At 68.7% G+C, this 21678-nt stretch carries 24 protein-coding genes; 13 read left to right on the top strand and 11 right to left on the bottom strand.

From position 1 onward, the window contains the following. Nucleotides 1-17: 17 nt before the first annotated feature. The 3 genes from ACIBBH_RS00390 to ACIBBH_RS00380 all read right to left on the bottom strand — a co-directional run bounded on the left by ACIBBH_RS00390 (nucleotide 18) and on the right by ACIBBH_RS00380 (nucleotide 2758). Nucleotides 18-1559, bottom strand: coding sequence for a hypothetical protein (locus ACIBBH_RS00390; RefSeq protein WP_399400367.1), 1542 nt, complete (start codon nucleotides 1557-1559; stop codon nucleotides 18-20). Between the two features lie 61 nt (nucleotides 1560-1620). After that, nucleotides 1621-2433 carry a hypothetical protein gene (locus ACIBBH_RS00385; protein ID WP_399400365.1) on the bottom strand — a complete coding sequence of 271 codons (813 nt, stop codon included), beginning with the start codon at nucleotides 2431-2433 and terminating at the stop codon, nucleotides 1621-1623. A 1-nt stretch (nucleotide 2434) separates the two neighbouring features. Beyond that, complete coding sequence (locus ACIBBH_RS00380; protein ID WP_366837082.1) at nucleotides 2435-2758, bottom strand: hypothetical protein; 324 nt, start codon at nucleotides 2756-2758, stop codon at nucleotides 2435-2437. Nucleotides 2759-3029: 271 nt separating this feature from the next. Here ACIBBH_RS00380 and ACIBBH_RS00375 point away from each other — a divergent pair, with 271 nt between their 5' ends. From ACIBBH_RS00375 to ACIBBH_RS00360, 4 genes are all read left to right on the top strand, one after another. After that, a complete protein-coding gene (locus tag ACIBBH_RS00375) occupies nucleotides 3030-3212 on the top strand; it encodes a helix-turn-helix domain-containing protein (protein ID WP_399400363.1) in 183 nt (60 codons plus the stop codon). 69 nt (nucleotides 3213-3281) lie between these two features. Continuing rightward, nucleotides 3282-4394 carry a hypothetical protein gene (locus ACIBBH_RS00370; protein ID WP_399400361.1) on the top strand — a complete coding sequence of 371 codons (1113 nt, stop codon included), beginning with the start codon at nucleotides 3282-3284 and terminating at the stop codon, nucleotides 4392-4394. Between the two features lie 31 nt (nucleotides 4395-4425). Next, on the top strand, nucleotides 4426-5232 hold the full coding sequence (locus ACIBBH_RS00365; protein WP_399400359.1) for a hypothetical protein: 807 nt from the start codon (nucleotides 4426-4428) through the stop codon (nucleotides 5230-5232). Between the two features lie 313 nt (nucleotides 5233-5545). Then, the gene (locus ACIBBH_RS00360) at nucleotides 5546-5794 is read left to right on the top strand and encodes a hypothetical protein (RefSeq protein ID WP_399400357.1); all 249 of its coding nucleotides are present in this window, start codon (nucleotides 5546-5548) and stop codon (nucleotides 5792-5794) included. A gap of 179 nt (nucleotides 5795-5973) precedes the next feature. Here the strand turns inward: ACIBBH_RS00360 and ACIBBH_RS00355 are convergent, their stop codons facing one another. Genes ACIBBH_RS00355 through ACIBBH_RS00335 form a run of 5 tightly spaced genes read right to left on the bottom strand, consistent with a single transcriptional unit; the run spans nucleotide 5974 to nucleotide 10502 of the window. Continuing rightward, nucleotides 5974-6498, bottom strand: a complete 525-nt coding sequence (locus tag ACIBBH_RS00355; RefSeq protein WP_399400355.1) for an AAA family ATPase — start codon at nucleotides 6496-6498, stop codon at nucleotides 5974-5976. Between the two features lie 50 nt (nucleotides 6499-6548). Further along, nucleotides 6549-7415, bottom strand: a complete 867-nt coding sequence (locus ACIBBH_RS00350) for a glycosyltransferase family 2 protein (protein ID WP_399400353.1) — start codon at nucleotides 7413-7415, stop codon at nucleotides 6549-6551. Further along, nucleotides 7409-8644: a glycosyltransferase gene (locus ACIBBH_RS00345; RefSeq protein ID WP_399400352.1), complete on the bottom strand. Its 1236-nt coding sequence runs from the start codon at nucleotides 8642-8644 to the stop codon at nucleotides 7409-7411. The genes ACIBBH_RS00350 and ACIBBH_RS00345 overlap by 7 nt, the downstream gene beginning before the upstream one ends. Further along, nucleotides 8641-9345 (bottom strand): hypothetical protein, encoded by a 705-nt coding sequence (locus ACIBBH_RS00340; RefSeq protein ID WP_399400350.1) that lies wholly within the window; start codon nucleotides 9343-9345, stop codon nucleotides 8641-8643. Before ACIBBH_RS00340 ends, ACIBBH_RS00345 begins: the two co-directional genes overlap by 4 nt. Further along, the gene (locus ACIBBH_RS00335) at nucleotides 9342-10502 is read right to left on the bottom strand and encodes a glycosyltransferase (protein WP_399400348.1); all 1161 of its coding nucleotides are present in this window, start codon (nucleotides 10500-10502) and stop codon (nucleotides 9342-9344) included. The genes ACIBBH_RS00340 and ACIBBH_RS00335 overlap by 4 nt, the downstream gene beginning before the upstream one ends. A 128-nt stretch (nucleotides 10503-10630) precedes the next feature. Here ACIBBH_RS00335 and ACIBBH_RS00330 point away from each other — a divergent pair, with 128 nt between their 5' ends. Next, complete coding sequence (locus tag ACIBBH_RS00330; RefSeq protein WP_399400346.1) at nucleotides 10631-11635, top strand: helix-turn-helix domain-containing protein; 1005 nt, start codon at nucleotides 10631-10633, stop codon at nucleotides 11633-11635. A 23-nt stretch (nucleotides 11636-11658) separates the two neighbouring features. Next, a complete protein-coding gene (locus tag ACIBBH_RS00325; RefSeq protein WP_399400344.1) occupies nucleotides 11659-12201 on the top strand; it encodes a peptide deformylase in 543 nt (180 codons plus the stop codon). 47 nt (nucleotides 12202-12248) lie between these two features. On the opposite strand, the gene ACIBBH_RS00320 is transcribed toward ACIBBH_RS00325, so the two are convergent. Together ACIBBH_RS00320 and ACIBBH_RS00315 are read right to left on the bottom strand one after the other, a co-directional pair. Next, nucleotides 12249-12434 (bottom strand): hypothetical protein, encoded by a 186-nt coding sequence (locus ACIBBH_RS00320; RefSeq protein WP_399400342.1) that lies wholly within the window; start codon nucleotides 12432-12434, stop codon nucleotides 12249-12251. A gap of 394 nt (nucleotides 12435-12828) precedes the next feature. Beyond that, nucleotides 12829-13056, bottom strand: a complete 228-nt coding sequence (locus ACIBBH_RS00315; RefSeq protein WP_399400340.1) for a helix-turn-helix domain-containing protein — start codon at nucleotides 13054-13056, stop codon at nucleotides 12829-12831. 193 nt (nucleotides 13057-13249) lie between these two features. Between ACIBBH_RS00315 and ACIBBH_RS00310 the strand changes: the two genes are divergently transcribed. Beyond that, nucleotides 13250-14281, top strand: coding sequence for an NAD-dependent epimerase/dehydratase family protein (locus ACIBBH_RS00310; protein WP_399400338.1), 1032 nt, complete (start codon nucleotides 13250-13252; stop codon nucleotides 14279-14281). Nucleotides 14282-14284: 3 nt separating this feature from the next. Here ACIBBH_RS00310 and ACIBBH_RS00305 read toward each other — a convergent pair whose 3' ends face one another. Then, on the bottom strand, nucleotides 14285-15643 hold the full coding sequence (locus ACIBBH_RS00305; RefSeq protein WP_399400336.1) for a hypothetical protein: 1359 nt from the start codon (nucleotides 15641-15643) through the stop codon (nucleotides 14285-14287). 200 nt (nucleotides 15644-15843) lie between these two features. On the opposite strand from ACIBBH_RS00305, the gene ACIBBH_RS00300 reads away from it, so the two are divergent. The 6 genes from ACIBBH_RS00300 to fxlM all read left to right on the top strand — a co-directional run bounded on the left by ACIBBH_RS00300 (nucleotide 15844) and on the right by fxlM (nucleotide 21666). Then, a complete protein-coding gene (locus ACIBBH_RS00300) occupies nucleotides 15844-16383 on the top strand; it encodes an ATP-binding protein (RefSeq protein WP_399400334.1) in 540 nt (179 codons plus the stop codon). After that, a complete protein-coding gene (locus ACIBBH_RS00295) occupies nucleotides 16380-17111 on the top strand; it encodes an ATP-binding protein (RefSeq protein WP_399400332.1) in 732 nt (243 codons plus the stop codon). Before ACIBBH_RS00300 ends, ACIBBH_RS00295 begins: the two co-directional genes overlap by 4 nt. Further along, a complete protein-coding gene (locus ACIBBH_RS00290) occupies nucleotides 17108-17623 on the top strand; it encodes a hypothetical protein (RefSeq protein ID WP_399400330.1) in 516 nt (171 codons plus the stop codon). Before ACIBBH_RS00295 ends, ACIBBH_RS00290 begins: the two co-directional genes overlap by 4 nt. Then, nucleotides 17598-18668, top strand: a complete 1071-nt coding sequence (locus ACIBBH_RS00285; RefSeq protein WP_399400328.1) for a Scr1 family TA system antitoxin-like transcriptional regulator — start codon at nucleotides 17598-17600, stop codon at nucleotides 18666-18668. The genes ACIBBH_RS00290 and ACIBBH_RS00285 overlap by 26 nt, the downstream gene beginning before the upstream one ends. 135 nt (nucleotides 18669-18803) lie before the next feature. Further along, nucleotides 18804-19529, top strand: coding sequence for a hypothetical protein (locus tag ACIBBH_RS00280; protein WP_399400326.1), 726 nt, complete (start codon nucleotides 18804-18806; stop codon nucleotides 19527-19529). An 874-nt stretch (nucleotides 19530-20403) separates the two neighbouring features. Continuing rightward, nucleotides 20404-21666, top strand: coding sequence for a methyltransferase, FxLD system (fxlM, locus tag ACIBBH_RS00275; protein ID WP_399400324.1), 1263 nt, complete (start codon nucleotides 20404-20406; stop codon nucleotides 21664-21666). Nucleotides 21667-21678 lie beyond the last annotated feature (12 nt).

Genomic DNA, 21678 nt, shown 5'->3' with positions numbered 1-21678 from the left:
TCCGATCGGGGAGTCGGTCATCGCGGCTGATCATCGGCAGGTTGCGGTGCTGGCTCCTCGGCCGCCGGCTCGGAGGGCGGCCATGACGGCGGTGCAGCCGCCGGAGCGCCGACCCCATCGCCGCCTCCAGCGGTGTGGTCGTGTGCGGGCGTGGCGTGAGGCGGCATGAGGTCGGTGGAGACGCCCGCCGGGCCACCGGGGCTCGACTCAACCGTCCCTGATCCACCCGCAATGGCTCTGCCCTCACCGGTCTCCGGACCGCGCGATGGCGTGTCCGGGGCAGCGGGGGCTTCGTCGGCGGTGCCTTCGGTGGCGCCCTCCACGGCCCGGTCGGCCGCCTTTTCGGCCTGCCCTTTGGCCATGTCGACGCCCTTCTCACCTGCCACGACAGCCGCGCCGACCCCGGTGGACGCCGCTGCGGCCTCCGCTCCCGCAGCTTCCTCCCCGACGCCGGTCTCTACCTCAGCGCCACCGCCGTCACCGTCGCCATCGGCGCCTCCACCACCGACTGCGGCAGAGCCGTCGCCTCCGCCGCCCGATGCGCCGCCAAACCGGCTTCTGAGCTCACCGAAGGTGTCACCAACCTGGCTGCCGAGGTTCTGCGCCCGGCCTTTGAGGTCGTCGCGGGCCTGGTACATGTGCTGCAACTCGTCCCCGACCAGCGGCAGGTACTTCGCCAAGGAGAACGGCAAGAACAGCGCCAAGAAGAGCAAGGCGAGCGCGGTAAAGACCGTTCCGAACGCCTGGACGACCGACACGTCCCCGTGGCCGCTGGTGGACAGCATGCCTGTGGCCAGGGCGATCGTGGTCAAGGTGACGTACTTGCTGGCGATGACGGCACCCATGACGCCGATCCACCGCTTGGTGTGGTTCCACAGGCTCTTGTCCACCAGCCCGCTGAACACTGAAGTGCCGAACACCAATCCCGCCAGAATTAGCGCGTTGCGAACGATCAACTCCAGCCACACCCCGGCGACAGCGGTGAGCATGCACATCGCCAGGAAGATGACGATGACCGCGCCGCCTGGAATCGCCATCAGCGCGGCCATCCCGGCGGTGACGGTGACCACCATGCTCGCCGCGTCCCCGGCGACCGGTGCGAACATCGCCTCGGCAGCCTCGTCGAACAGCTCCGTGACGTAAGCAACGGCGGCTGGTGCCAGAGCCGAGACCACCACCGAGATCAAAAGAAAGCCGATCGACTCACCCAACGCCTGCAACGGCGGGACTCCTTGCAGAGCACGCTTGGCCGCGGCGATCAGCCAGAGGATCACGGTAAGCACGGTGGAAGCAGCGAACGCCATGCTGTACGTGCGCAGGAAGCCCGGGTTACCCCAGTCGATCCGGGTGGTCGACAGCAGGGCTTTGATCATCTGCGTGAACAGCGAGGTCACCGCGTTGTTGAAGAACTGCGCGATGTACCCCAGCGGGTCACTCATGAAGTCGACGGCCTTGTTGGTGGCCTCGACCGTGTGGCAGATCTTGTCCGCGAATGGGATGTTCTTACACGACCAGTCGCTGAACTCGTTGGCGTGCGCCTGCCTTGCCGCGAAGAGCACCTGGAAAGTGGTCGTTAGCCCAATCAGTGCAAGGATTCGCGTACGCAGGCGCTGCCTCCTCTCAGCCGATATATGGAGGCGCATCGAACTCCTGATCAGCTGTGCGGAAGTCGTTGACCGAGCTCGGTTCGCTGCCGGTGGATACCGGCGTCGGACCGTTCACCGATGTGACTGACGCAAGCTTCCAATCCTCCTTCTGCCACTGGAGAGTGAGTGTGTAGGTGGTCCAGGACGCCGAGACGGGAAGCGGCGCCTTGTCGCTGGTCGTACCGATCAGCCCGGCCATCCAGACCTCGACAGTGGCGACCTGGTCGGTGTAGCTGACGGTCTTGGTGCCCATGGCCGCAGCCCGTGCCACGAGGCCGGCGGCGTTGACGTCGCCGATGCCGAGCGAGGAGAGCACCTGCTTCATGCCGGTGTCGTCGTTGTCGGTCAGCCTGTCGCGCGCCTCCGATGTCGCCATCGCGGCGATGATCTTGTGTCGCGTAGTCGTGTCGGTGAAGTACTTCGCCGAAGACCGGGCGATCTGATAGTTGACCGCGGCCTCCACCGCGCCGGCCTGGGAGTGGGGATAGCCAACCGGAACGCCGTCGACCATCTTCAAGGCGGAGGTCTGCGGATTCCCGCCTGCACCGCCAGTGTTCTTCCCCGGCGCCGCACCGTGCGTCGGGCCGGGGCTGGAAGTGCGGCTCGGGTCAGTAGAACTACCGCTCCGATCGAGGTTGACCACGACGGCCAGGGCGAGCAGGACCAAGAACAGCCCGCCGGCGACCGCCGCGCCACGCCACCAGGGCTTGCTGGTCTGTGCCGGTCCGCTGCTGTCTCCGCCCAGCGTCTTGGTACCACGGCGCGGGGGTGGGGAGTTGCGTGTCATCTCAGATCCCCATGCCGTAGACGATCGTGAAGATCGTGCCGAGCGACCCGACGACGAACGCGCCGATCAGGGAACCGCCGACCTCCTTCTTGCCCTTGGAGACCTGCGCCACATCGTGCTGGCCCTCACCCACCTTGATGTGGAAAGCGCCGAGAGCCGCCCGGCCCAGCAGCGCGAGTACCACCCCAGCCATGATCGCCTGAATCACAGTGCGCGCCGTATTGCCCAGTGCGGCAAACGGCCCCCAGTCCGGGGCTATCCCATTGACCAGATTCCCGATGCTGCCGTTGGCGGCCAGCGTCACCACATGGTGCGCGACAGACATCGTCACTCCTTCCACGTCCTCGCGTCGCGGAACTGGGCCAGTACGGACCGAATCGGCCTCAACGTACAGACACCCAGGCTTGACAACAACTGTTTATAGACCTGACGACGGGCTAGGGTACGCCTACGATCACCCGTTCGGTAGCCGAGGCCCACCGGTGGCGCCTCGGCCGAGTTCTGCGCGAGGTAGGTGCATGCCAGAGAGGCCCACCGCCGAAGACCCACGAGTAAGACTTGACGTGGCGCCAAATACGCAGGTCAGAGCATGCCTAATGCCCGACTTTCTGACCGCCGAGGAAGCTGCTGACTGGCTGCGGACAACGAAGGGTGCAGTGATGGCCGGCCTCCAACGCGGCGAGATCCCCGGCCGCAAGGTCGGCGGTGAGTGGCGCATCAGCACAGCCGCCGTCCTCGCCCTCTTTGGCGGGGCGGTGCCGGAGGTCGGCACATCTTGATAGCCGACGGGAGGTAGGTAATGCTCTACTTGACCCTGTCATTCACATCTGTTTATGACGGGAGGTCGGGTGAAGGCCGTTCGCAACGTCGCCATCGCGGTATTCGCGGCGTTCATGTCGGTGATGGCGCTGAGCACGTTGGTCGTGGCCGGGGCGACCGGCGAGGCCAACGCCCAGACCTGCAACGGCGGTCTGCAGCCCGTCGGCAACGGACAGAGCGGCCCTGGTTCGGCCGGCGACCCGGTGAAATTCGACGGATCGACCCAGCCCACCGATTCCCAGGTCATCGTCCCGCTCGACCCACAGGGCCCGCAGACCCATGCGACGTGGAGCGCTGCCCGGGTACGCAACGCGGCCACGATCACCAACGTCGCTCGAACCCGGCGTCTCGCCCCGCGCGCCGCGGTCATAGCGGTGGCCACGGCAATGCAGGAATCAAGTCTCGACAACCTCGACCATGGCGACCGGGACAGCGTCGGCCTTTTCCAGCAACGCCCGAGTCAGGGATGGGGAACGGTCGCCCAGCTGACTGACCCAGTCTACGCATCCGGCAAGTTCTACGACGCTTTGCTCAAAGTCACTGACTGGCAGACCAAGCCCCTGACCAAAGTCGCCCAGTCCGTCCAGAGAAGCGGAACCCCTGACGCATACGCCAAGTGGGAGCAGGACGCTGGCGCTCTCGTCGCCAAAACGTGGGGCACCCATGCTGTGACCTCGGTGTCCACCGGATGCGACAGCGACGGCAGCGATGACCCGGCCGCCCACTTCACGGCGAAGAACCCCCGCACCCCAGCCCAGGCGATCAGCGCGGCTCGCCGGGCCGCCGGAAGCACCGGCTGGTATCGGCGATGCGACAACTTCGTTGCCCAGGCCTACGGTTGGCGAAACAGCGGATCAGTGACCGCCAACGCGCATTGGGCCCGCTTGGTCGACATGGGTCTCGCCCACCCCGGCGACAACAACCCGCCGGCCGGCGCGTTGCTGTTCTACGACACCGGCGAGTCCGCTGGCCACGTCGCGCTGTACCTGGGCGACGACATGGTCGCCAGCAACGACGTCTTGAGCGCCGGGACCATCGGCATCGTTCACCGCAAGGACATCACCGACGGCACCTGGCGCCTGCGCTATCGGGGCTGGGCCGAACCCGCCTTCCCCGACGCCGGCGGCACCAGCACGATCTGACCCCTCTCTCGAACAGGATGGAGTAGACGCCATGAACGCCACCGACGCGATGGTCCAGGTTCGCATCACCACCGACGGCACGTGCTTCATCGATGACGAGTTCTTCGCCCCACCGCCGGGCGCCTCGCTCAACGAAGCCGTCCTCTCCCATCTTCAGCTGGAGGCCGCAGCTCTCGAAGCCCCTGTCCGCGCCGTCATCCATGACGAGCAGGCTCACTACACCCTGGCCATCCAGGTCAACAGGGACGGCACCAGCGAGCCGCTCTCGGACGACTCGGCCAAGGCACAGGGGGCTGCGCAGGTGGGCACCCAGGTGGCCGCACCACCAGGCCCGTCCAGCACCCAACCCCCCGTCGCATTGCCGTGGGACGAACCTCTCGCTCCGGACCGTCCGTTCGAGCCGCTACCCGAGCCGTACCGGTCACGGCTTGAAGGGATCTGCGCCACCGCCAGAGTGGGGCGCTTCCCAGAGGCCGCCACAAGCGCAGATGAACTCATAAGCGAACTGACCGCGCAATTCGGCCCAACTCACCTGTACACGCTGGCTGCCGGAAGCGTTCGCGGCGACTTGGCATGGCTCATGCGCGACGACCGTTACGCTCTACAGATTTGGATCTTCATCGCCAGGGCGTGGCACAGTCTCCTCGGACCGACGCACAAGACGACCATCCGCGCCGTCGGCAACGCAGTTGGCTGCTGGCGACGCCTCCCCCGATCCCACTCCCTGACTGAGGCGGAGGAGATCACCTCTCTACTACAAGAGATTCCCATCCCCCAGGCCGAATCCAACCTCAACGCCATCCGTCAACAGCTTCGGCGCCTTGCCGCTTCTCGATGAAGGAGAGGAAGCAGTGAACCCGATCCGCACCGGTCGCACCATCCTCTTTACCCTTCCATACTTCCTGATCACCACCGGCATACTCGTAGCCGGTGCGAAGGTGAGCACGCCCGGAGGTGGCACCGGAGCGCTTCAGGCCCTCGCCGTCGCCGCCGTGGGGGCGCTGTGGGCATGTGTTCGCGCGCGCCGGTAGACGCGTATGTCGACCAAGCCTCGTCGGTTGCGCTACGCACGCCCGTGACCGGTTCCTCGTCTCGCTGCTGGCGGTCACCGGGATACGCATCGGCGAGGCCCTGGGCTGCGGCGGGAGGACATGCACTTCCTGCCCGACTCCGCCCCGCTGGGCTGCCGGATCGAGGGCCCGCACGTGCACGTGCGGCGCCGGTTGAACAGCAACCACGCCTACGCCAAGTCGCGACAGTCGCGCTGGATTCCGGTCGAGGTCGGCACCATCACCCTGTACGCCGAGTACCGCTACGAGCGCGACGAGATACCGGAGGCGCAGACTGCGACATGGTGTTCGTCAACCTCTTCCGCGGCCCGCACGTCCTGCTCTGTGTAGCTCATACGGATTCCTCATTGAGCCGATAGGATGAGCGCACAGGGTAATCAGACGAATGCACTCCGTTTGATCTCCAAGGTGCGGAAGAACACGCGGAGTCGACGCCGTGCTGGGGTGAACAGCGTGGTTTCCGGGTCAAGTCGCAGACAGGCTGCACCCTTGTGAGTGGCAGCAGTGCGTCAGCCCTGGCGGGCGTCGCGGAGCGTCGCCACCAGCAGTTCCGGATCCCCGCTGTAGACGATCACGTCCTCGTCGTCGTCCGGGGGATCGAAGCGGGCGAAGAAGTCGTCGAGGGCTTCGGGAGTGACGGTGAGGGCGTTGGCGTCCTGGCGCTGGTTGCGTTCGGCCAGGCGCCGCAACAGCTCGTCGCGGTCGGCGGGGAGGTGCACAACCAGGGGATGGCCGCCCGCTTCGTGGGCGGCCTGCCGCCAGGCGTCGCGCTCGCTGCGGCGCCACAGCCCGTGGTCCAGGACGACGTCCTTGCCGGCAGCCAGTTCCTTGACGAACCGCTGGCGGATCGCCTCGACCACGGGCCGTTCCCGCTCGAAGTAGGTGTGCTCGGGGTAGTCCACGCCGTAGCGGCCGTGGAGGCGGTGTACCTCCTCGTCCACGGACAGCCGGGTGAAGCCGCGGGCGGCCAGGGCCTGGGCGACGGTGGTCTTCCCGGAGCCGGTCAGGCCGGCCAGGAGAACGGCGAGGGGCACGTGCTCATCCCTTTCCGCGCGGAGCTGCCTGCGAGCATGGCCATTGTCGGTCAATCCTGGCCGCTGTAGGCGTACGGCCGCCAAGCGGTGACGATGCCGCGGGCCTCGGCCAGCCAGTTCGCCGCCAGCCGGGCCAGGCTCACGCGGCGGAAGGCGAACCGGGGGTCGCTGGTGTTGATGCCGCCGCCGTGCTCGCCGAGGTGGGCCAGCAGGCGGCGGGCCTCGGCGAGCCGGGCCGGGGAGGCGGTCTGCCAGGTGCCGTCCGCGGAGCGGGCGGCCCTGCGTTCGATGTCCTGCCGGACGCCGTCGCGCCACTTGAAGTGGTGCACCGCGCAGATGCGGTCCGGATCGGGGCGGTGGCCGGGAGAGCGGTGGTTGCCGGAGGCCACGGCGACGTCGTGCCGGGCCAGGACGATCTTGCGCGGGTCGGCCTGCAGGAGCCGGTGGGTGAGGTGGCCGCCGAGCGGGTAGGCGAGGTCGAGTCCGCCTTCGGGGCGCCAGCCGGTCAGGCGTCCGCTGGCGGTGACCCGGTCGAGCATCAGTCCGCCGACCACGCGGTGGCCGGTCTTGTGCGCGTGGGTGATCACCTGGTGCAGTGGGCCGGGGTACTGGTGGAACTCGTCGGCGTCGGCGAGCAGGTGCCAGCCCGGTCCGGCCCGGTGCCGCAGGGCGTCCCGCAGTTCGACGTTGGTGTGCTCGTGCCAGGGGCCGGTGCTGATGTGGGCGGGGGTGACGCCCACCTCATGGGCGGCGGCCTGGAGTTCGTGCCGGCGGATCTCCGAGACGTGATCGGGGAAGTGGAAGGCGATCAGGAACCGCTCGATGCCCAGCTGGCGGTAGTGGCGGACCCAGGCGGTCAGCAACGGCGGCTCGACGGGTCCGATCACGGCGATCAGGGCAGGCGGTGTGCTCAGCATCGGGACTCCTTCGTGGTGAGGGAGGCGAAGGTGCGGGTGAGGAGGTCGGCCTGTTCGGCGGCTGTGCGCATGCCCAGCCGTGCCGGGGCGTCGGGGCCGGGCAGTTCGGGCGGCTGACGGATGACGGTGTGCAGGGCATCGGCGAGGGCGTCCGGGTCGCCGGCGGGGAAGGTCAGGACCCAGGGCTGGCCGTGCAGGCGGGCGGCCAGGGCCGCATCGTTGTCGGAGACGATCAGCGGGACGCCGAGGCGGGCGGCGTCCATCACCAGCCCGGATTCCTTGCCGACACCGGGACGCCGGGCGACCAGAGCGGCGTCGGCGGCGGCGTAGACGAGCCGCAGCACGCTGTCCGTGACCGGGCCGGGCACCGTGTGCAGCCGCAGGCCGGGCAGGGCCCGCCATCGCTGGAGGACCTGCTCATCAAGGGGGCGGCCGGTGACCACCAGGTGCAGCGGTTCCTTCAGCCGGGCCAGGGCGGCATCGATGGTCTCGATGTCCTTGTAGGGCCACCAGCCGCCGACCAGGCAGACCACGGCGTCGGTGGCGGGGATGTCGAACGCGGCCCGTCCGCCGTCGCGCTCGGCGTCACTCAGGCGGCGGCCGTCATCGACCGCGTAGGCGGCCACCACCGCGGGCAAGTCGGGGAAGGACGCGGTGAGCTGGTCGCCGACCGCACGGGTGGGGGCCAGGGCGATCACCTGTTGCTCGCCGCGGCGGGCGAGCCGGCCCAGCCACCGCACGATGGTGTCCTCAGTGGTGGCCTGCTCGTGGACGAACCGCAGATGCGGCTGGCCGCCGAGCAAGGCGGCGGCACCGTGCAGGGCCTCGCTCGCGGTCAGGATCACCACCGCGTCCGCACAGGGCTCAAGGCGGCGGGCACTGCGCAGGGCGGACGCTTCGGTCAGGCAGCGGGCGATCAGCGTGAGCTGGTGCGGCCACCGTCGCACCCGGCGGGGCCAGCGGCGCGAGCGGAAGACCCGCTGTCCGGCCGCAGAGAACCCGGCCGCCGCGCGGGCGGCGGCCAGCAGCACGGCAGCACCCCAGCCGGCCGGTGCGGTCACCAGCCGGGCACCGGCCTCGCGCAAGGCTCCCACCGCCTCGGCCGCGACTCCGTACGGGGCGATGACCACACTGCCGGGCCTGGCCCAAGCCAGGGCCGACAGCGTGCGCTGCGGGTGCCCGCCCAGGCGGTGAGCATGGGGCTCGATGAGGACCAGCGGGCCGGTCACCCGGAAACCGCCTGGTCGCCGTGAGCGGCGGTGAAGCGCTCCCGCAGCCACACAGGGTCATTGAGCTGGTCGAACTGCTTCACGTCCCGCACGGCCTCGCGGGTGAAGGCGACACCTTCCCGGGCCCCGGCGGCGGCGTAGGCGGCGAACTCGCCCTCCCGGCTGGCCGTCCAGGCCTGAAGGCGCTGACGGGCATCGTCATCGGCCATGCCGTACTCGCTGCCGCGGGCGAGCATCGCGCACTCGCGGAAGCCCGCTTTCCAGGCGTGGAACGGGCTTTGGTTGAACCGGGTGATCCCCGCCCTCTGGGGAGCGAACTCGATCCGGCCGGGCAGCGCGGCCAGCACGTCCACGGCCTCGCCCATCTCGCGCAGGGCACTGCGGCGGATCAGCTTCAGCCCGCCGTAACCGTAGGACAGGCCGTTGACCGGGTTGACCGCCTGCCACACCCGCATGGACACCCCCTCGGCCAGCGGCTCGACGCCGGAGGCGTCGAACCCGTTGTCGATGGCGAAGTCACCGTCGGCGAGGAAGAACTGCTCACGGTCGACGACCTCGGCGCACAGCCGGTAGGCCCGGCGCATCCCGTGCACGCCGTGCAGGCGCTTGACCGTGCCGCCCAGCGTCCGCTGGAGCCGGGAGTGCAGGGAGTTGGCCATCGGCTCGTCGTACGACAGGAAGACCGCGTCGAACAGGGTCACGCGACGGCCTCCAGGTAGCGGGCCGCGACCAGGGCGGGGGTGAAGTCTGCGGTAGAGGCGTGCGCGCGCTTGGCGTGCACGGCGTGGAACTCGTCGTCCGTGGCCAGGCGTTCGGCCAGGGCCACGGCCTCCTCGGCGGTGGTGAAGCACAGCTCGGGGTCGATGTGCTCGGCGAGCCAGCCCAGACGGGGCGAGATCACGGGCAGGCCCATGCCCTGGCAGTCGATCACGCTCATCGACCACGGGCATCCGGGCCTGAACGGGGCGATGCCGAAGCGGGCGCCGGCCAGCAGGGTCTTGTAGCGGACGCGGTCGCCGCGGTCGGAGACGACCTGGACGTGCGGCAGCGCGGCGAGCTTCTCGCGCATCTTCTCGGGGCTGTCGTCCAGGCCGGTGCGTTCGGTGCGGCGCCGGCCGAACAGGTCCATCACCCGCAGCCGGATAGTGCCCGTGGCGGCCAGCTCGCGGGCCAGGGCGACGAACTGCTCGGTGCCGTAGTGCGCGTACAGGCGGTGGTTGTAGATGCCGATCGCCCCTCCGGTTCCGTAGGCGGCCGGGGCGGTGGCCGGGTCGCGGACCAGGCGCTCGTCCCTCGGCGCGGGCACCACCCGCAGCTTCTCACCCAGGTCCACGGTCATCCGGGCGGCAGCGGCCGACACCCAGGAGGCGGCCGTGGAGGAGTGGACCAGCACCCGGTCACAGGCGGCCAGGCCGGCGGCGAACGCCAGCAGCACCGGCCTGCCCAACCCCGCGTCGTTCAGGGACGGATCCAGCAAGAGCTGGCCGCCGCCGTTGAAGGAGAACGGCAGGTAGTGGCAGTACCCGGCCAGCAGAGCATCGGACCGGGCCTCCAGCAGGGCGGTGCGGACGGCCGGCGCCTCCTCGATCTGGTTGGCCACCACCACATCCGGCCGCGTCTGACGGATCAGCGCCACCAGCTCGTCGATGTCCGCCGAGAAGCGGGCACGGTACTTCGTCCCGGGCACCCTGGTCTGGTGGAAGCCGCAGCGGTCGTCCCCGGCCGGGGCCGGGGCGGCGACGGTCACCTCGGCGCCCGCGTCCGCCATCGCCGGGGCGAGCAGATCCGCGAAGATCCACCCCGAATCCGCCGACAGCCGGTCGGGGTTGGAGATGTTCAGCAGGTACAGCACATGCATGTCGGTGTCGCCCTCCCTCGTCAGCCCGGACGGATCAATCCGGGTCGGTGAGGGAAGGAAACCGGCGACGTGAGGCGTGACGGGATGATGAACTGGGATCACTCACGGTTCATTCATGCTCACTGACGATGACGCGGGGCGGGGCTTCGATGGACGCGCAGGGCAAGGAGATCACCGTCGAGCAGGCGGCCCAGGACTTCGCGGCCGAACTTGCTCACTGGCGGGAAGTACGCGGCATGTCCAAGCGTGCACTCGCGCAGGCCATGGGCTTCGACCCGTCCTACATCAGCCACATGGAATCCGGCCGCCACAAGCCCAGCGAGGAGTTCGCCCGCCTCGCCGACGAGGCCCTGAACGCAGGCAAGGCGATCTGGCGGCGCTGGTGCGACTACGAACAGGCCAAGGCCCGCGAAACGCGGGCCAAGCGCCCGGCCGCGGCACCGCCGGCCCCGCGCGCGGCCGAACAGCCGTATGCCACAGGATCCGCCCTCATCGTTGAACACGACGCTGCCTGCCTGAAGTACGACGGCCGCTCCTACCGGCTCACCATGCGCAGACTGCTTCGGAACACCGGCACCGAGCCGGTGACCCGCTACCTGATCCGCATCAGCGTCGACCGCTACCCCGGCGATCCCGAGCGGTCCAACGCCCACTACCGGGCCCACCCGCTGACCTGGGATGAACTCGACCTCACCGCCACCTGCCGGGGCGAGGCGATGCGCTGGCAGGCCAAGCACGACCGCGACGCCTTCAAGGAAGTGTGGCTGCTGTTCGACAACGAACATGGCCGCTTCCCGCTCTATCCCGGCGAGTCCGTGTGGATCGAGTACGCCTATACCGTCGGCGACGAGAAGTGGGGCAACTGGTTCCAGCGAGCCGTACGTCTGCCCACCGAGCAACTGGAAGTCCAGCTCGTCTTCCCCGCCGCCCTCGACCCTGTCGTCTGGGGCACCGAGACCTCCATGACTGCCGAAGCCTCCCCGCTGCGGACCCCACCCGTCCGCAGCGACGACGGTGAACTACGACAATTCACATGGATCACGACCACACCCGCGCTGCATGCTCGGTACCGTCTTGAGTGGCGGTTTCGGGCACGACCCGAACGCGAGACCGACCAAGGGGAGTTCAGGTGATTGACGTGCGGCCCAGCCAGCGAATGCGAGACCTTGGAGTCGTCCAGCACGGCGCCGGCATCCTCGCCGAACCGGCCCGCGCCTTCGACCTGCCCGCCGAACGCGAGGAGGCCGAGCGCATCACCGACGAGCTGTTCGCCGCCATGGAACGGATCGGCCAGGTCCACCCCTTCGCCAAGGGCATGGGCATCGCCGCCCCGCAGATCGGCATCGGCCGCGCGGCGGCCGTCGTCCAGCCGCCCGGCGACGCACCCGCGATCATCCTGCTCAACCCGCGCATCACCGACCGCTCCGACGCCATGGACGAACAGTACGAGGGCTGCCTGAGCTTCTTCGACGTCCGCGGCCTCGTCCCCCGCCCCCTGAAGATCACCGTCGAGACCACCACCGTGACCGGCGAAACCGTCACCACCGTGTACGAACGCGGCCTCGCCCGGCTCGTCCACCACGAGATCGACCACCTCGACGGCCTGCTATACACCGCTCGCATGGGGACCGGCGTCGATCCCATTCCCGTGGAGGAGTACCGGCAGACCGGCCGGGCGTGGGCATACGACAGCGCCTGACCATCCCAGACCCGTATCCGACCGAGCGCCAGCCGTCAGGGTACGGATCAGGCTTTCGACTGTCCCTGCGTCACCTGCTGCAACCAGCCCCGGGTGAACCGCAGAGCTTGCTGCAACTGCTCTGCATCGGCCTTCATCAGCCTCTCCACCCCGATCTCCTGGCGGATCGCTCCACGGACGTCCCGTCGCGACAGCCCCGTGGCTGCGACCAACTGCCCCGTCAGATCGGTCAACGCCGAGTACTCCTCGGTACCCTCGGGCGGCTCGTACGGCACAGCACGGCTCGGCACCCGCTGCACGCACGGATGGCAGAACGCCTCCCCAATCCCGTCTTCCGCCGGTAGGTGACCACAGTCCGCACACACATTCCCGGCGCAGTTCAGGCACTTGGGATTCGCGGGCTTCCGGGATTCCCCCGCCTGCACCCATTCCGTCGGCTCGCACTCCCCGGTGCACCGCAACGGATCACTCGGGCCTTCGGACAGCATCCGGCGGACAGCAGGATCAGACAGATCGAAAGCGTTGGGTCGCATGTGCAGCCAAGGTAGCCAGGTGGCCTCGCCCTTGCACATGCCTTATGTGCCTCACAGGATACGCACCGACTACCAGGGGATTCGCTTGACAACCCTAGGTAATCATCGCGGCCGCCCGCAACAGCTCCATGTCCGTGACTCGCCGGCTGGCCTCCAGTCGCGACACGGTCGATGCCGAGCAGCCGATACGGTCGCCGAGGTCCGCCTGCCGCCACCGCCGGTGCCGACGCCCCAGACGAATGAGGCCGCCGGGATCTTGATCCTTGACCAAGTCCTGGGCTTCCTGGGAGGTCCAGATACCTAACTCGGCGGAGGCGAGCATCAGCCCTCCCACACGGCCACGGTTTGGGGCTCAACCGTACGGAGACAGGCTGCCGCCGTCGAGAGCGTGTGCAGAATCTGCAAACGAGACGACAGGCGCTGGAGGACGTGGAGGCCCACGGAGGTACCGAGCGCTGCGAGGAGCGCCAAGCCGTCCTTTCCATACTCCCGCGCGACACGGCAGGATCGCGACCATGAGAATCCTCGTGCTTGGCGGAAGCTGGTTCCTGGGCCGCGCAGTTGCTCAGGACGCCTTGGACCGTGGGTGGGACGTGACGGTCTTCAACCGCGGCATCTCCGGAACCCCGCCGGAGGGCGGCCAAACGGTTCGAGGTGACCGAACCGTCGCCGAAGACCTGGCCCGGCTGGCCGGCGCAGGCCCGTGGGACGCGGTGGTGGACACGTCCGCGTCCGAGATGGCACCGCGTGACGTTCTCGCCGGCGCCAGCGCTCTGGAACCGGTTGCTGGCCGGTACGTATACGTCTCCACCGTGAACGCGTACCGCGGATGGCCGAGTGAGCGCCTGACGGAGGACTCCGAAGTCCTGGACGGCCCGCCGGATGCCGACGCCGATTACGGGCGCCTACCGGACGACTGGGACGGTCCGGACTGGTACTACGGCAGGCAGAAGGCGGGCGCGGAGCGGGCCACCACCGCGGCGTTCGGCGAGGAACGCGCGGTCATCCTGCGGCCGGGAGTCATCCTCGGGCCAGGCGAGTACGTCGGCCGACTGCCCTGGTGGCTCAGCCGTGCCGCCCGCGGGGGGCGAATGCTCGCCCCGGGCGCCCCGGACAAGCCCATCCAGCCGATCGACGTCCGCGATGTTGCAGCTTTCGCGCTCGACCAGGCGGCGGCCGATCACGGCGGCGCATACAACTGCGTCGCGCCGATCGGCCGGGCGACGATGGGCGACTTCCTCACGGCCTGTGTGCTGGCCACGGGCGGTGACGCTCAACTGGTCTGGGCACCCGACAAGTTGCTGCTGGACCACGGTGTGCAGCAGTGGACAGAGCTTCCGTTGTGGCGGACACACGCCGGCGTCTGGAAGATCGAGTCGACACGGGCACAGGCGGCCGGGCTGGTGTGCCGCCCACTGTCGGAGACCGTGACGGATACCTGGGCGTGGCTCCGCGACGGCGGAACGCCGGTGGAGCATCCCCGTTGGGCCGAGCACGGGATCACGCCCGAGAAGGAGGCCGTGATCCTGGCCGCGCTCGGCCGGTAGTGCTCAGGCTTCGAGTGCCAACGGGCTCTGCGCCCCAAGCCTTCGCGCCGGGGACAGGGCGCTGAACTCCTCGATCTGCTCGGCGAGAGCAAGGGCCGCTGGCGCGCCTCGGAACTCGGGGCGCGTCAGCTCGATGCGGGCGGCGATCAACCGCTCCATCATGCCCGAGCCGCGCCAGCCGGGCGCCACCTCGAAGACCGGGTTCAGGGCCTCCTGGGCCCCCTCTACCTCACCGCGCATCAGCCGGGCACGGGCCAGGTCGATGGCGGCCGGGCCCGAAACCACGATCGGCACTTCGTCCTGCGGACGGTTGCCGAGCAGGGTGAGGGCCTTGGTGGCGAACTCCTCTGCGTGTGCGGGGTCGCGTAGGAGCAGGCACGTCGTAGCGTGGCTCATGGCGGTGCGAGCAGCGTCGAACCCGAACTCCCCGCCGATGTCGTCGTGCAGCTCGTCACGGTGTCCGCTCGTCTGCTCCAGAGCAGCCCGGATGGCGCGCTGCGCCTGGTCATCGGCGCGCAGGTGTCCGTGCGCGCGGGCTTCGATGGCGAACAGGCGACGGCGGGCGGTATCCCCCAGCCCGCCGAACTGCTGAGCGGTCTTCGCCAGGCGAACGGATTCGCTGGGGCGCCCGTCCCAGAACGCCATGAACGCCAGCATGCCGTAGGCGTACGCCTGCGCCGGGCCGTGGTCGATCGTCTTGCCGTACTGCGCGGCCGTACGTGCGAAGGACACGGCCGGCGCCAGCGCTCCCAAATCGAAGGAGACGGCGGCGAGCAGCGCACTGGCCCGCGCGGCGGCGTAGTAGAGCCGGGTGTGCTGCTCGGGGGCCCGGGTGCGTTCGAGGTCCACCTGCGCACGCTGGAGCAGGCCATGCGCTTCCCCGAAGACTTCGGCCGGGGCCTTGCTGCCGTATCCGCGGGCCAGCGCCAACAGTTCGTCGTCGAGTTGGTCAAGGGTCAGGTCATCAAGGCGCAACGCAGCGGCTTCACCGGCGTGAGAGGCGGCGTCCCGAGCGGTCATCAGCATTTCACTTTCGCTAAGCACAGACGGAGAGGGAGCCCACGTTGAACCCTGACGCTCGTCCGAAGGCTCATCGGCAGCGGAGCGCAGCAGGTCCCCGATAGGCCGCTGGAACATCCGCTCCAGAACACGGGTCGTTGGAGCGTGGGGTGCCGTCTTGACGCCACCGACCGTCAGCAAGCGCTCGTAGTGTCGCGACCCAGGTGGCGGGGCCACCTTGTATCCCTCACTCCGTAACGCCTGTGCGACGCGCGCGTACTCCTCGCTGAAGGCCGTGTGAGGGCGGATGCCCCGTCTGGTCGCCAGCATGAACAGCACCGTGCGCGGCCGCTCCTCGTCCATGTCCCCTCCGGAATCGGATCCCTCCCATGGGATACCGCGTCGGTCCCGCATTGGAACTGCCCCCTGTCAGAAGGCGGCAAGAAGTCATAGCGAAGTCATCGTGTCACTCGAAAGGACAGCCAGAAGTCATACCCGCGACATAGTCACAACCCCGCTCGTCGCACAACGCTAAGTGCCCGGATCGCGACGAGGAGGAGTCAATGGGAACGGCTACGGCGCCGAGCACGACCCTTCCGGCCGGGAGCGTCTTAGCCGGCCAGAAAGAAGCCTCGCTTCGTCCGAGCCCCCGCATCCTCAAAGAGGACGCCATGGACACGGCCTTCTGCATCATGCAGCGCGCTCCGGGACAACCGGTGCCGACGCGAGATGCCCGCCGGGTGCCAAACATGCGGCGCATCGCCCGCGCCCGCCTGAACCTCTGCGGCCTGACCAGCATGGTCGAGCCGGTGACGACCATCGTCTCGGAGCTGGTCACCAACGCCGTCGTGCACAGCGGCGGTACGGAGGTCACCTTCAGGATGCAGCTTCAGGACGGCCTGCTGTACGTGGCCGTGGGCAGCAACGGGCCGGGGTCGACCAAGCCCACCGTGCAAGCATCCGACGCCGACGCCGAACACGGGCGCGGACTCCAACTCGTTAAGCACATGGTCGAGGAGTCCGACGGAGCCTGGGGCGTCAACGACCAGGGGGCCACGACCACTGTGTGGTGCCTGTTCCCAACGAAGGAAGGGGATCAGTGACCTCCACCGTCAGACGCGGTGACACCGACGCCGCCGAACCGCGTTGGAACCTCCCCGTAGCGTTCGCCCAGCTCCTGGACGCGAAGTCCGCAGAAATGGCGCTCTGCGGGGAGGTCCGGTACCGCCTCTCCAGCATGGAGAGCTGCACCTTCACCGAGGTGCGCGACGGCCCCCCGGGGCACGCCTGCCCCAGCGATGAAGGCGTCCGTGCCCCGACCGATGCCTCGGGCGTCAACACCGACGGAACAGCGTCCGGGTACTCCCTCTCCCTCGACAAAGGACCTTCCGCCTTGCGACAAGTCGCCCCGCCGATGCCGGTTTTACGGCAGGCCCCCACCATCAGCCTGTCGGGGGACAGTCGTGCCGTAAGCCGGGCCCGTGCGATCGCCCGATCCTCCCTGACGGTAATCGGCTGGCAGGGGTCCGTCCACGCTGCCACCGAAGTCCTAGGCCGGCTCGCGGCCAATGCTGTCGAGCACGCAGTGACGGACCCCCGAGGTCAGAAGGTGGCCGTCGCTCTGAAGATCAACGAACATGACCAGCTGGTCATCGACGTGCACGATCCAAGCCCCCACTTCCGCGACTTCGAGCACGCCCTCGCGGGCGAGCAAGGGCGTGGCCTCTGGGAGATGCAGCGGCTCGGCGCGCATGTCACCTGGTTCCTCCCCGCTGACGGCAACGGCAAGGTCGTACGCGCCACGATGCCCCCGGGACTGGTGGAACCATGACCACCGCCTTCACGACCTCGGATGACTTGATCAACTCGACCCACCCCGCTCAGCCGGCCGACGATATGGCCGACCTCGCCGAGCTGATCCGTACCCTGCTCGATGTCACGCGGGGGCGGGACACCCGCGTTCGGCTCGGTGGTGGCCTCTTCGACGTCGTGATCACCGGTGGCGGATCGCAGGGCCACGTCGTGGCCACCATGATGGACCAGATCCAGAACGGCTGTGGGCCCGTCATCGCAGATCCCGACAGCGGCTGGATGTACTGGCTCGTACCCCCCGGGTCGTCCAGCAGGTGGGAACCGCACCGCCACGCCGTGTGCCTCGGAGCCCCCCACACCATCACACTTCCCGCCATGAACCACCAAGCGCCGCCCGGCCCGTACTGGTTCCGACCGTCCGCAAGCGATCGTCTCGTACCAGTCAGGCCCTTGCGCGAAGCCGTGGCCCAGCTCCGCCCCGAGCCCGCCCCCCACGCCGCGCTCGATGCTCACCTACGCTCCACGCCCTGAACTCCGCGCCTTCGGTGTTTCCTCCTACATCCCCCACGGGGAAAGGCCGGGGGCGCGGCTCATACCCGTCCGGCTGCCGGGTGCCCGTGCTCGCCGGCAGCCGGGCGTTCCAGGCACCTCATCCCCCTCCAGCCCGATCACCAGTCACGAGACCATAGAAGGCGCACGCGTGCTTTCACTTCCCACCGTCCCGGCCGCGCTGCCGTCGCCGCCACCGGGAGACATCGTCGTCGGAGCCTACTTGCGCACACTGCGCAGGGACTCGAACAGGACGGCCGTGGACATCGCGAAGGTCCTGCACCTCAGCCTGTCCGCTGTCAGCCAGATGGAACGGGCGGCCAGCCCGCTCGCGCCCAGCCGTGTGCGCGCCATGCTTCGACTGTATGGGCTGCGCGACGAAGGGGAGATCACGGTCATCCAGCGGCTGCTGGCGGACCCCCGCGATCCTCAGCGCTTCCGGATGTTCGACAACGCCCGTGGTGCGTACGACCGCCTGGCGGCGATCCAGCGCAGCGCGACCACGCTTCGCTCGTATACCTCGTACCTTCTTCCACGGCCGTATCGGACGCCCGGATACGACCAGGCACTCAGGCAGTCGGGGGCCCCGAGGGACGTGGGCGCCCGGCGCGCTCCACTAGGACACGTCCCCCCTCGACCTGGCGACGGTGCACACTTCACCCTCCTCCTCGACGAGGCGGTGCTACGCCGCCCCATCGGCGGGCACCGAGTGATGGCCTGCCAGCTGGAATACCTGCTTGAGCTGATGGAGGCCGAGCGGGCCCGCATCCTCGTCGTGCCGCCAACCAACGAGATCCCACCGCTCGAACCCTCGATCACCGAAGTGGCCGTTCACGGCCACCGTCTCTACGTGGCTGACCAGCCCGTCGGAATCGAGTACCGGTCTGGCGACGGCTACCCGCAGATTCTGCGCGACTGGCTGAACGAGGTCGAGCGAGCATGCGCGGCCAGCGACAGCCACGACCGCATCACACGCGCCCGGGACGCTCTGTGGAGCCGAGCGGCCGCTGAACCGGTCGTCAGATGACAGCCGCCGACGCGGGCGGCAGCAATCACAACGAGACGGTACTCGAACCCTTGGACTTGAGAGGACAGCGTGCGAAGCTCCTGGACGAAGCAGCCGGTCTATGACCGGGACAGACCGAGTCGTACCGCACCCCTGGTGGTCAACTTCGACTTGGACCAGCTCAAGGTGGGCGAGAACTGGGTCGTAGTCGGCCGCAAGGACGGTTACGACATCCACGGTCGGAACATCGCGCCGGGCGACGGCTGGTGCAGGGCGATGTACGCGCCGGAGTGCGCCTGGCCACGGGGAGCCGACCTTTGCGTACTGGTCGAGTGGCATCCGTGCCTCAAGGCCGGATCGAACTGGGCCGTGCGCCTGGAGGCCGTGACGACCGCACTGCGCTCGCTGGACTACGTCGTCGAGCACGCCGGCCGCCCGGTTGACCCGACGCTGGACTTGCGGGCCAACTTGTTGGTCTACCGGATGGAGCCGGGCAAGGCGCCACCCCAACGCCCGCAGGACGCGTGGACGCACGTTCCACCCCGACGGACGGCGCCGTACTCCTGGCACGAGACCTCGCCTCAGGACCAGGTCAGCAAGGTACTGCGGGACACCAAGGCTGCACGGAACGGCTCACGGCTGGTGGTCTGGGACATCGAGAGCGCCCTCTGGCCACCGCGCGCCTCCTCCTGCACGCTCGTGCGATGGTGGCCAACCCCAGGCGCCCCAAGCCGTGCGATTCACGAAGGGCTCCGCGAGTTCACCTCCGCCGCGAGGGACGCCGGCTACTGCACCCGGTTGCAGGAGTGCCCCATCCCTGACGCCATAGAAGACGTCGACCTCCTCGTCTACCGCGAAGCCGACTCGACGAGCCCTGCCTGACATCTCCCGGCGACCCGGTTGGCAGCCAGCGGCCGGCCCGCGCTCGACCACCCTCCGGTGTCGGTGTGACGGTCACTCGGCGGGCGGGTGAACCACACGTCGGACACAGCACTTACCGAAGCGGAGATGCCTTGCCCACACCACGACCTCCCGCGACTTCTGTCTCCTTCGGATGGGATGAGACGCCCGTGGTCAGCCCGCCGCAGAAGCAGTGGCGAAGCCTCGGAACGCTGTTCGGAGGATTCACCTCGGTGAACGAGGCGTTCCCCCCGGATGCCGAAGTCCTGCCGCCCCAGCACACGATTCCGCGACCGGCGCCTGACGAAGTTGTCCAGACCGATGAGGCCGCCACGGCGGAAGAGACCATGAAGGCCGCTGGCTACGTGCCGGAAGTGCCCTACCCGGGGAGACGGTCGCTCCCCTGGCGCAGCCGTTGCGCCGACTGTGGAGCCCAGCGCCGGCCGTCTCTCCAAGACGTCGACCGCGGCGTTCGATGCAAGCACATACGCCGCTCCCGCTGAGCAGTCCCCAGGCCAGCGCCCCATCAGCCCGGCAGGTTGCGGCCGGACCACGCAACCACGTGTGCAGAACCTGCACGCCGGTTGCACGTTGCGACAGCCCATCACAACTCCGGCCCGGCCAATGGTGTTCTGGTACCAGAAGCCAGGCCCATCCCCTGGCTGCTTCCACTGAAGGAGGACGCATTTCAGCCGAACTCTGAGGGCCGGCACCCCTACGGCGAGTAGCCACCCCACGTGAGTGGCGTCCTGGCTAGCGTCGTCGTCGGCCACCAGCCGCAAAACATTAGAAACACCGCAGCGACTCGCATGGCGACCGCTGTGCCATGCAGCACCACTGAAGGAGAACGCGACGAATGCCTACTGGCCCGCAGGCGACCGACAACAACGCACCCGCCCCCTCCGCCGAGTCTCTGCGGGAGGAGATGATCAGCGAACTGAAGCGCTCGGGTGACCTCACGTCGCCCGACGTCGAGGCCGCGCTGCGCAAGGTCCCCCGGCACGAGTTCACGCCGGGGATCCCGCTGGAGAAGGCGTACAGCTGGTTCGAGGCCGTGCCGACGAAGCTAAACGAGCACGGCGTGCAGACGTCCTCGGTGTCCGCGCCGCAGATCCAGACGTTCCAACTGGAACAGGGCCGTGTGGGGACCGGCATGAACGTGCTGGAGATCGGCTCGGGCGGCTACAACGCCGCCCTGATCGCCGAAGTGGTCGGCCCGACGGGCCAAGTGACCACCATGGACATCGACCCGGACGTCACCGAGCGGGCCGAACGCCTCCTCAAGCAGCACGGCTACGACCAGGTTCACGTAGTGACCGGAGACGCCGCTACAGGTGTTCCGGACCGGGCCCCGTTCGATGTGATCCTCGTGACGGTCGGCGCCTGGGACATCGCCCCCGCCTGGGTCGACCAGCTCACCGAGGGCGGCCGGCTCGTGGTGCCCCTGCGGGTGCGGGGGCTGACGCGATCCATCGCATTCGTCCGCCACGGCGACCGCCTGGTCAGTGAGTCAGTGCGGGTGTGCGGGTTCGTGCCGATGCAGGGCGCGGACGAACACGACACACAGGTACTGCTGGTGACCGGCACCGAGGAGATCGGGCTCAAGTTCGACGACGAGGTCATGGGCAACCCGTCCGACCTGGACAACGCCGTCAAGACGCCGAGGTTCGAGACGTGGACCGGCGTGACGATGGGTATGCAGGAGCCGTTCGACTCCTTGCAACTGTGGCTGGCCACGCGGCTGGACGGGTTCTGCATCATGGCAGTCCGCGACGACCTGGACACCGGCATCGTCGCCCCGGCGAACAAGTGGTTCTCCATGGCCGCCGTGGAGGGCAACTCCTTCGGCTACGTCACCTGGCGGCGTCTGGAAGCCGGCGACGGCAGCAAGCGCATGGAGTTCGGCGTCCACGCGCTTGGGCCGCAGGCTCCCGAGCTGGCCGAGTCCATCGCCGACCACATCCGCGCGTGGGACCGCGAGCAGCGCGGCGCCAACGGCCCGGTGTTCGCCGCCTACCCGGTGGGCACCCCCGACGACCAGCTTTCCGGCGAGCGGGTCGTGACCAAACGCCACAGCCGGATCACGATCTCCTGGCCCCCGACGAAGTCCGAGGGCTAGGCGTCCTGCACC

Source organism: Streptomyces sp. NPDC051636, assembly GCF_044453765.1.
Taxonomy (GTDB): Bacteria; Actinomycetota; Actinomycetes; order Streptomycetales; family Streptomycetaceae; genus Streptomyces.
This window is presented reverse-complemented; position numbering and strand designations above follow the sequence as displayed.

Bases quoted from the DNA above. Each gene is read 5' to 3' on its own strand.
- ACIBBH_RS00290 (WP_399400330.1), top strand. From the start codon at position 17,108: ATGACCACCGCCTTCACGACCTCGGATGACTTGATCAACTCGACCCAC.
- ACIBBH_RS00300 (WP_399400334.1), top strand. From the start codon at position 15,844: ATGGGAACGGCTACGGCGCCGAGCACGACCCTTCCGGCCGGGAGCGTC.
- ACIBBH_RS00310 (WP_399400338.1), top strand. From the start codon at position 13,250: ATGAGAATCCTCGTGCTTGGCGGAAGCTGGTTCCTGGGCCGCGCAGTT.
- fxlM (WP_399400324.1), top strand. From the start codon at position 20,404: ATGCCTACTGGCCCGCAGGCGACCGACAACAACGCACCCGCCCCCTCC.
- ACIBBH_RS00375 (WP_399400363.1), top strand. From the start codon at position 3,030: ATGCCCGACTTTCTGACCGCCGAGGAAGCTGCTGACTGGCTGCGGACA.
- ACIBBH_RS00285 (WP_399400328.1), top strand. From the start codon at position 17,598: ATGCTCACCTACGCTCCACGCCCTGAACTCCGCGCCTTCGGTGTTTCC.
- ACIBBH_RS00325 (WP_399400344.1), top strand. From the start codon at position 11,659: ATGCGAGACCTTGGAGTCGTCCAGCACGGCGCCGGCATCCTCGCCGAA.
- ACIBBH_RS00365 (WP_399400359.1), top strand. From the start codon at position 4,426: ATGAACGCCACCGACGCGATGGTCCAGGTTCGCATCACCACCGACGGC.
- ACIBBH_RS00360 (WP_399400357.1), top strand. From the start codon at position 5,546: ATGCACTTCCTGCCCGACTCCGCCCCGCTGGGCTGCCGGATCGAGGGC.
- ACIBBH_RS00385 (WP_399400365.1), bottom strand. From the start codon at position 2,433: ATGACACGCAACTCCCCACCCCCGCGCCGTGGTACCAAGACGCTGGGC.
- ACIBBH_RS00350 (WP_399400353.1), bottom strand. From the start codon at position 7,415: ATGCTGAGCACACCGCCTGCCCTGATCGCCGTGATCGGACCCGTCGAG.
- ACIBBH_RS00335 (WP_399400348.1), bottom strand. From the start codon at position 10,502: ATGCATGTGCTGTACCTGCTGAACATCTCCAACCCCGACCGGCTGTCG.
- ACIBBH_RS00305 (WP_399400336.1), bottom strand. From the start codon at position 15,643: ATGGACGAGGAGCGGCCGCGCACGGTGCTGTTCATGCTGGCGACCAGA.
- ACIBBH_RS00380 (WP_366837082.1), bottom strand. From the start codon at position 2,758: ATGTCTGTCGCGCACCATGTGGTGACGCTGGCCGCCAACGGCAGCATC.
- ACIBBH_RS00315 (WP_399400340.1), bottom strand. From the start codon at position 13,056: ATGCTCGCCTCCGCCGAGTTAGGTATCTGGACCTCCCAGGAAGCCCAG.
- ACIBBH_RS00330 (WP_399400346.1), top strand. From the start codon at position 10,631: ATGACGCGGGGCGGGGCTTCGATGGACGCGCAGGGCAAGGAGATCACC.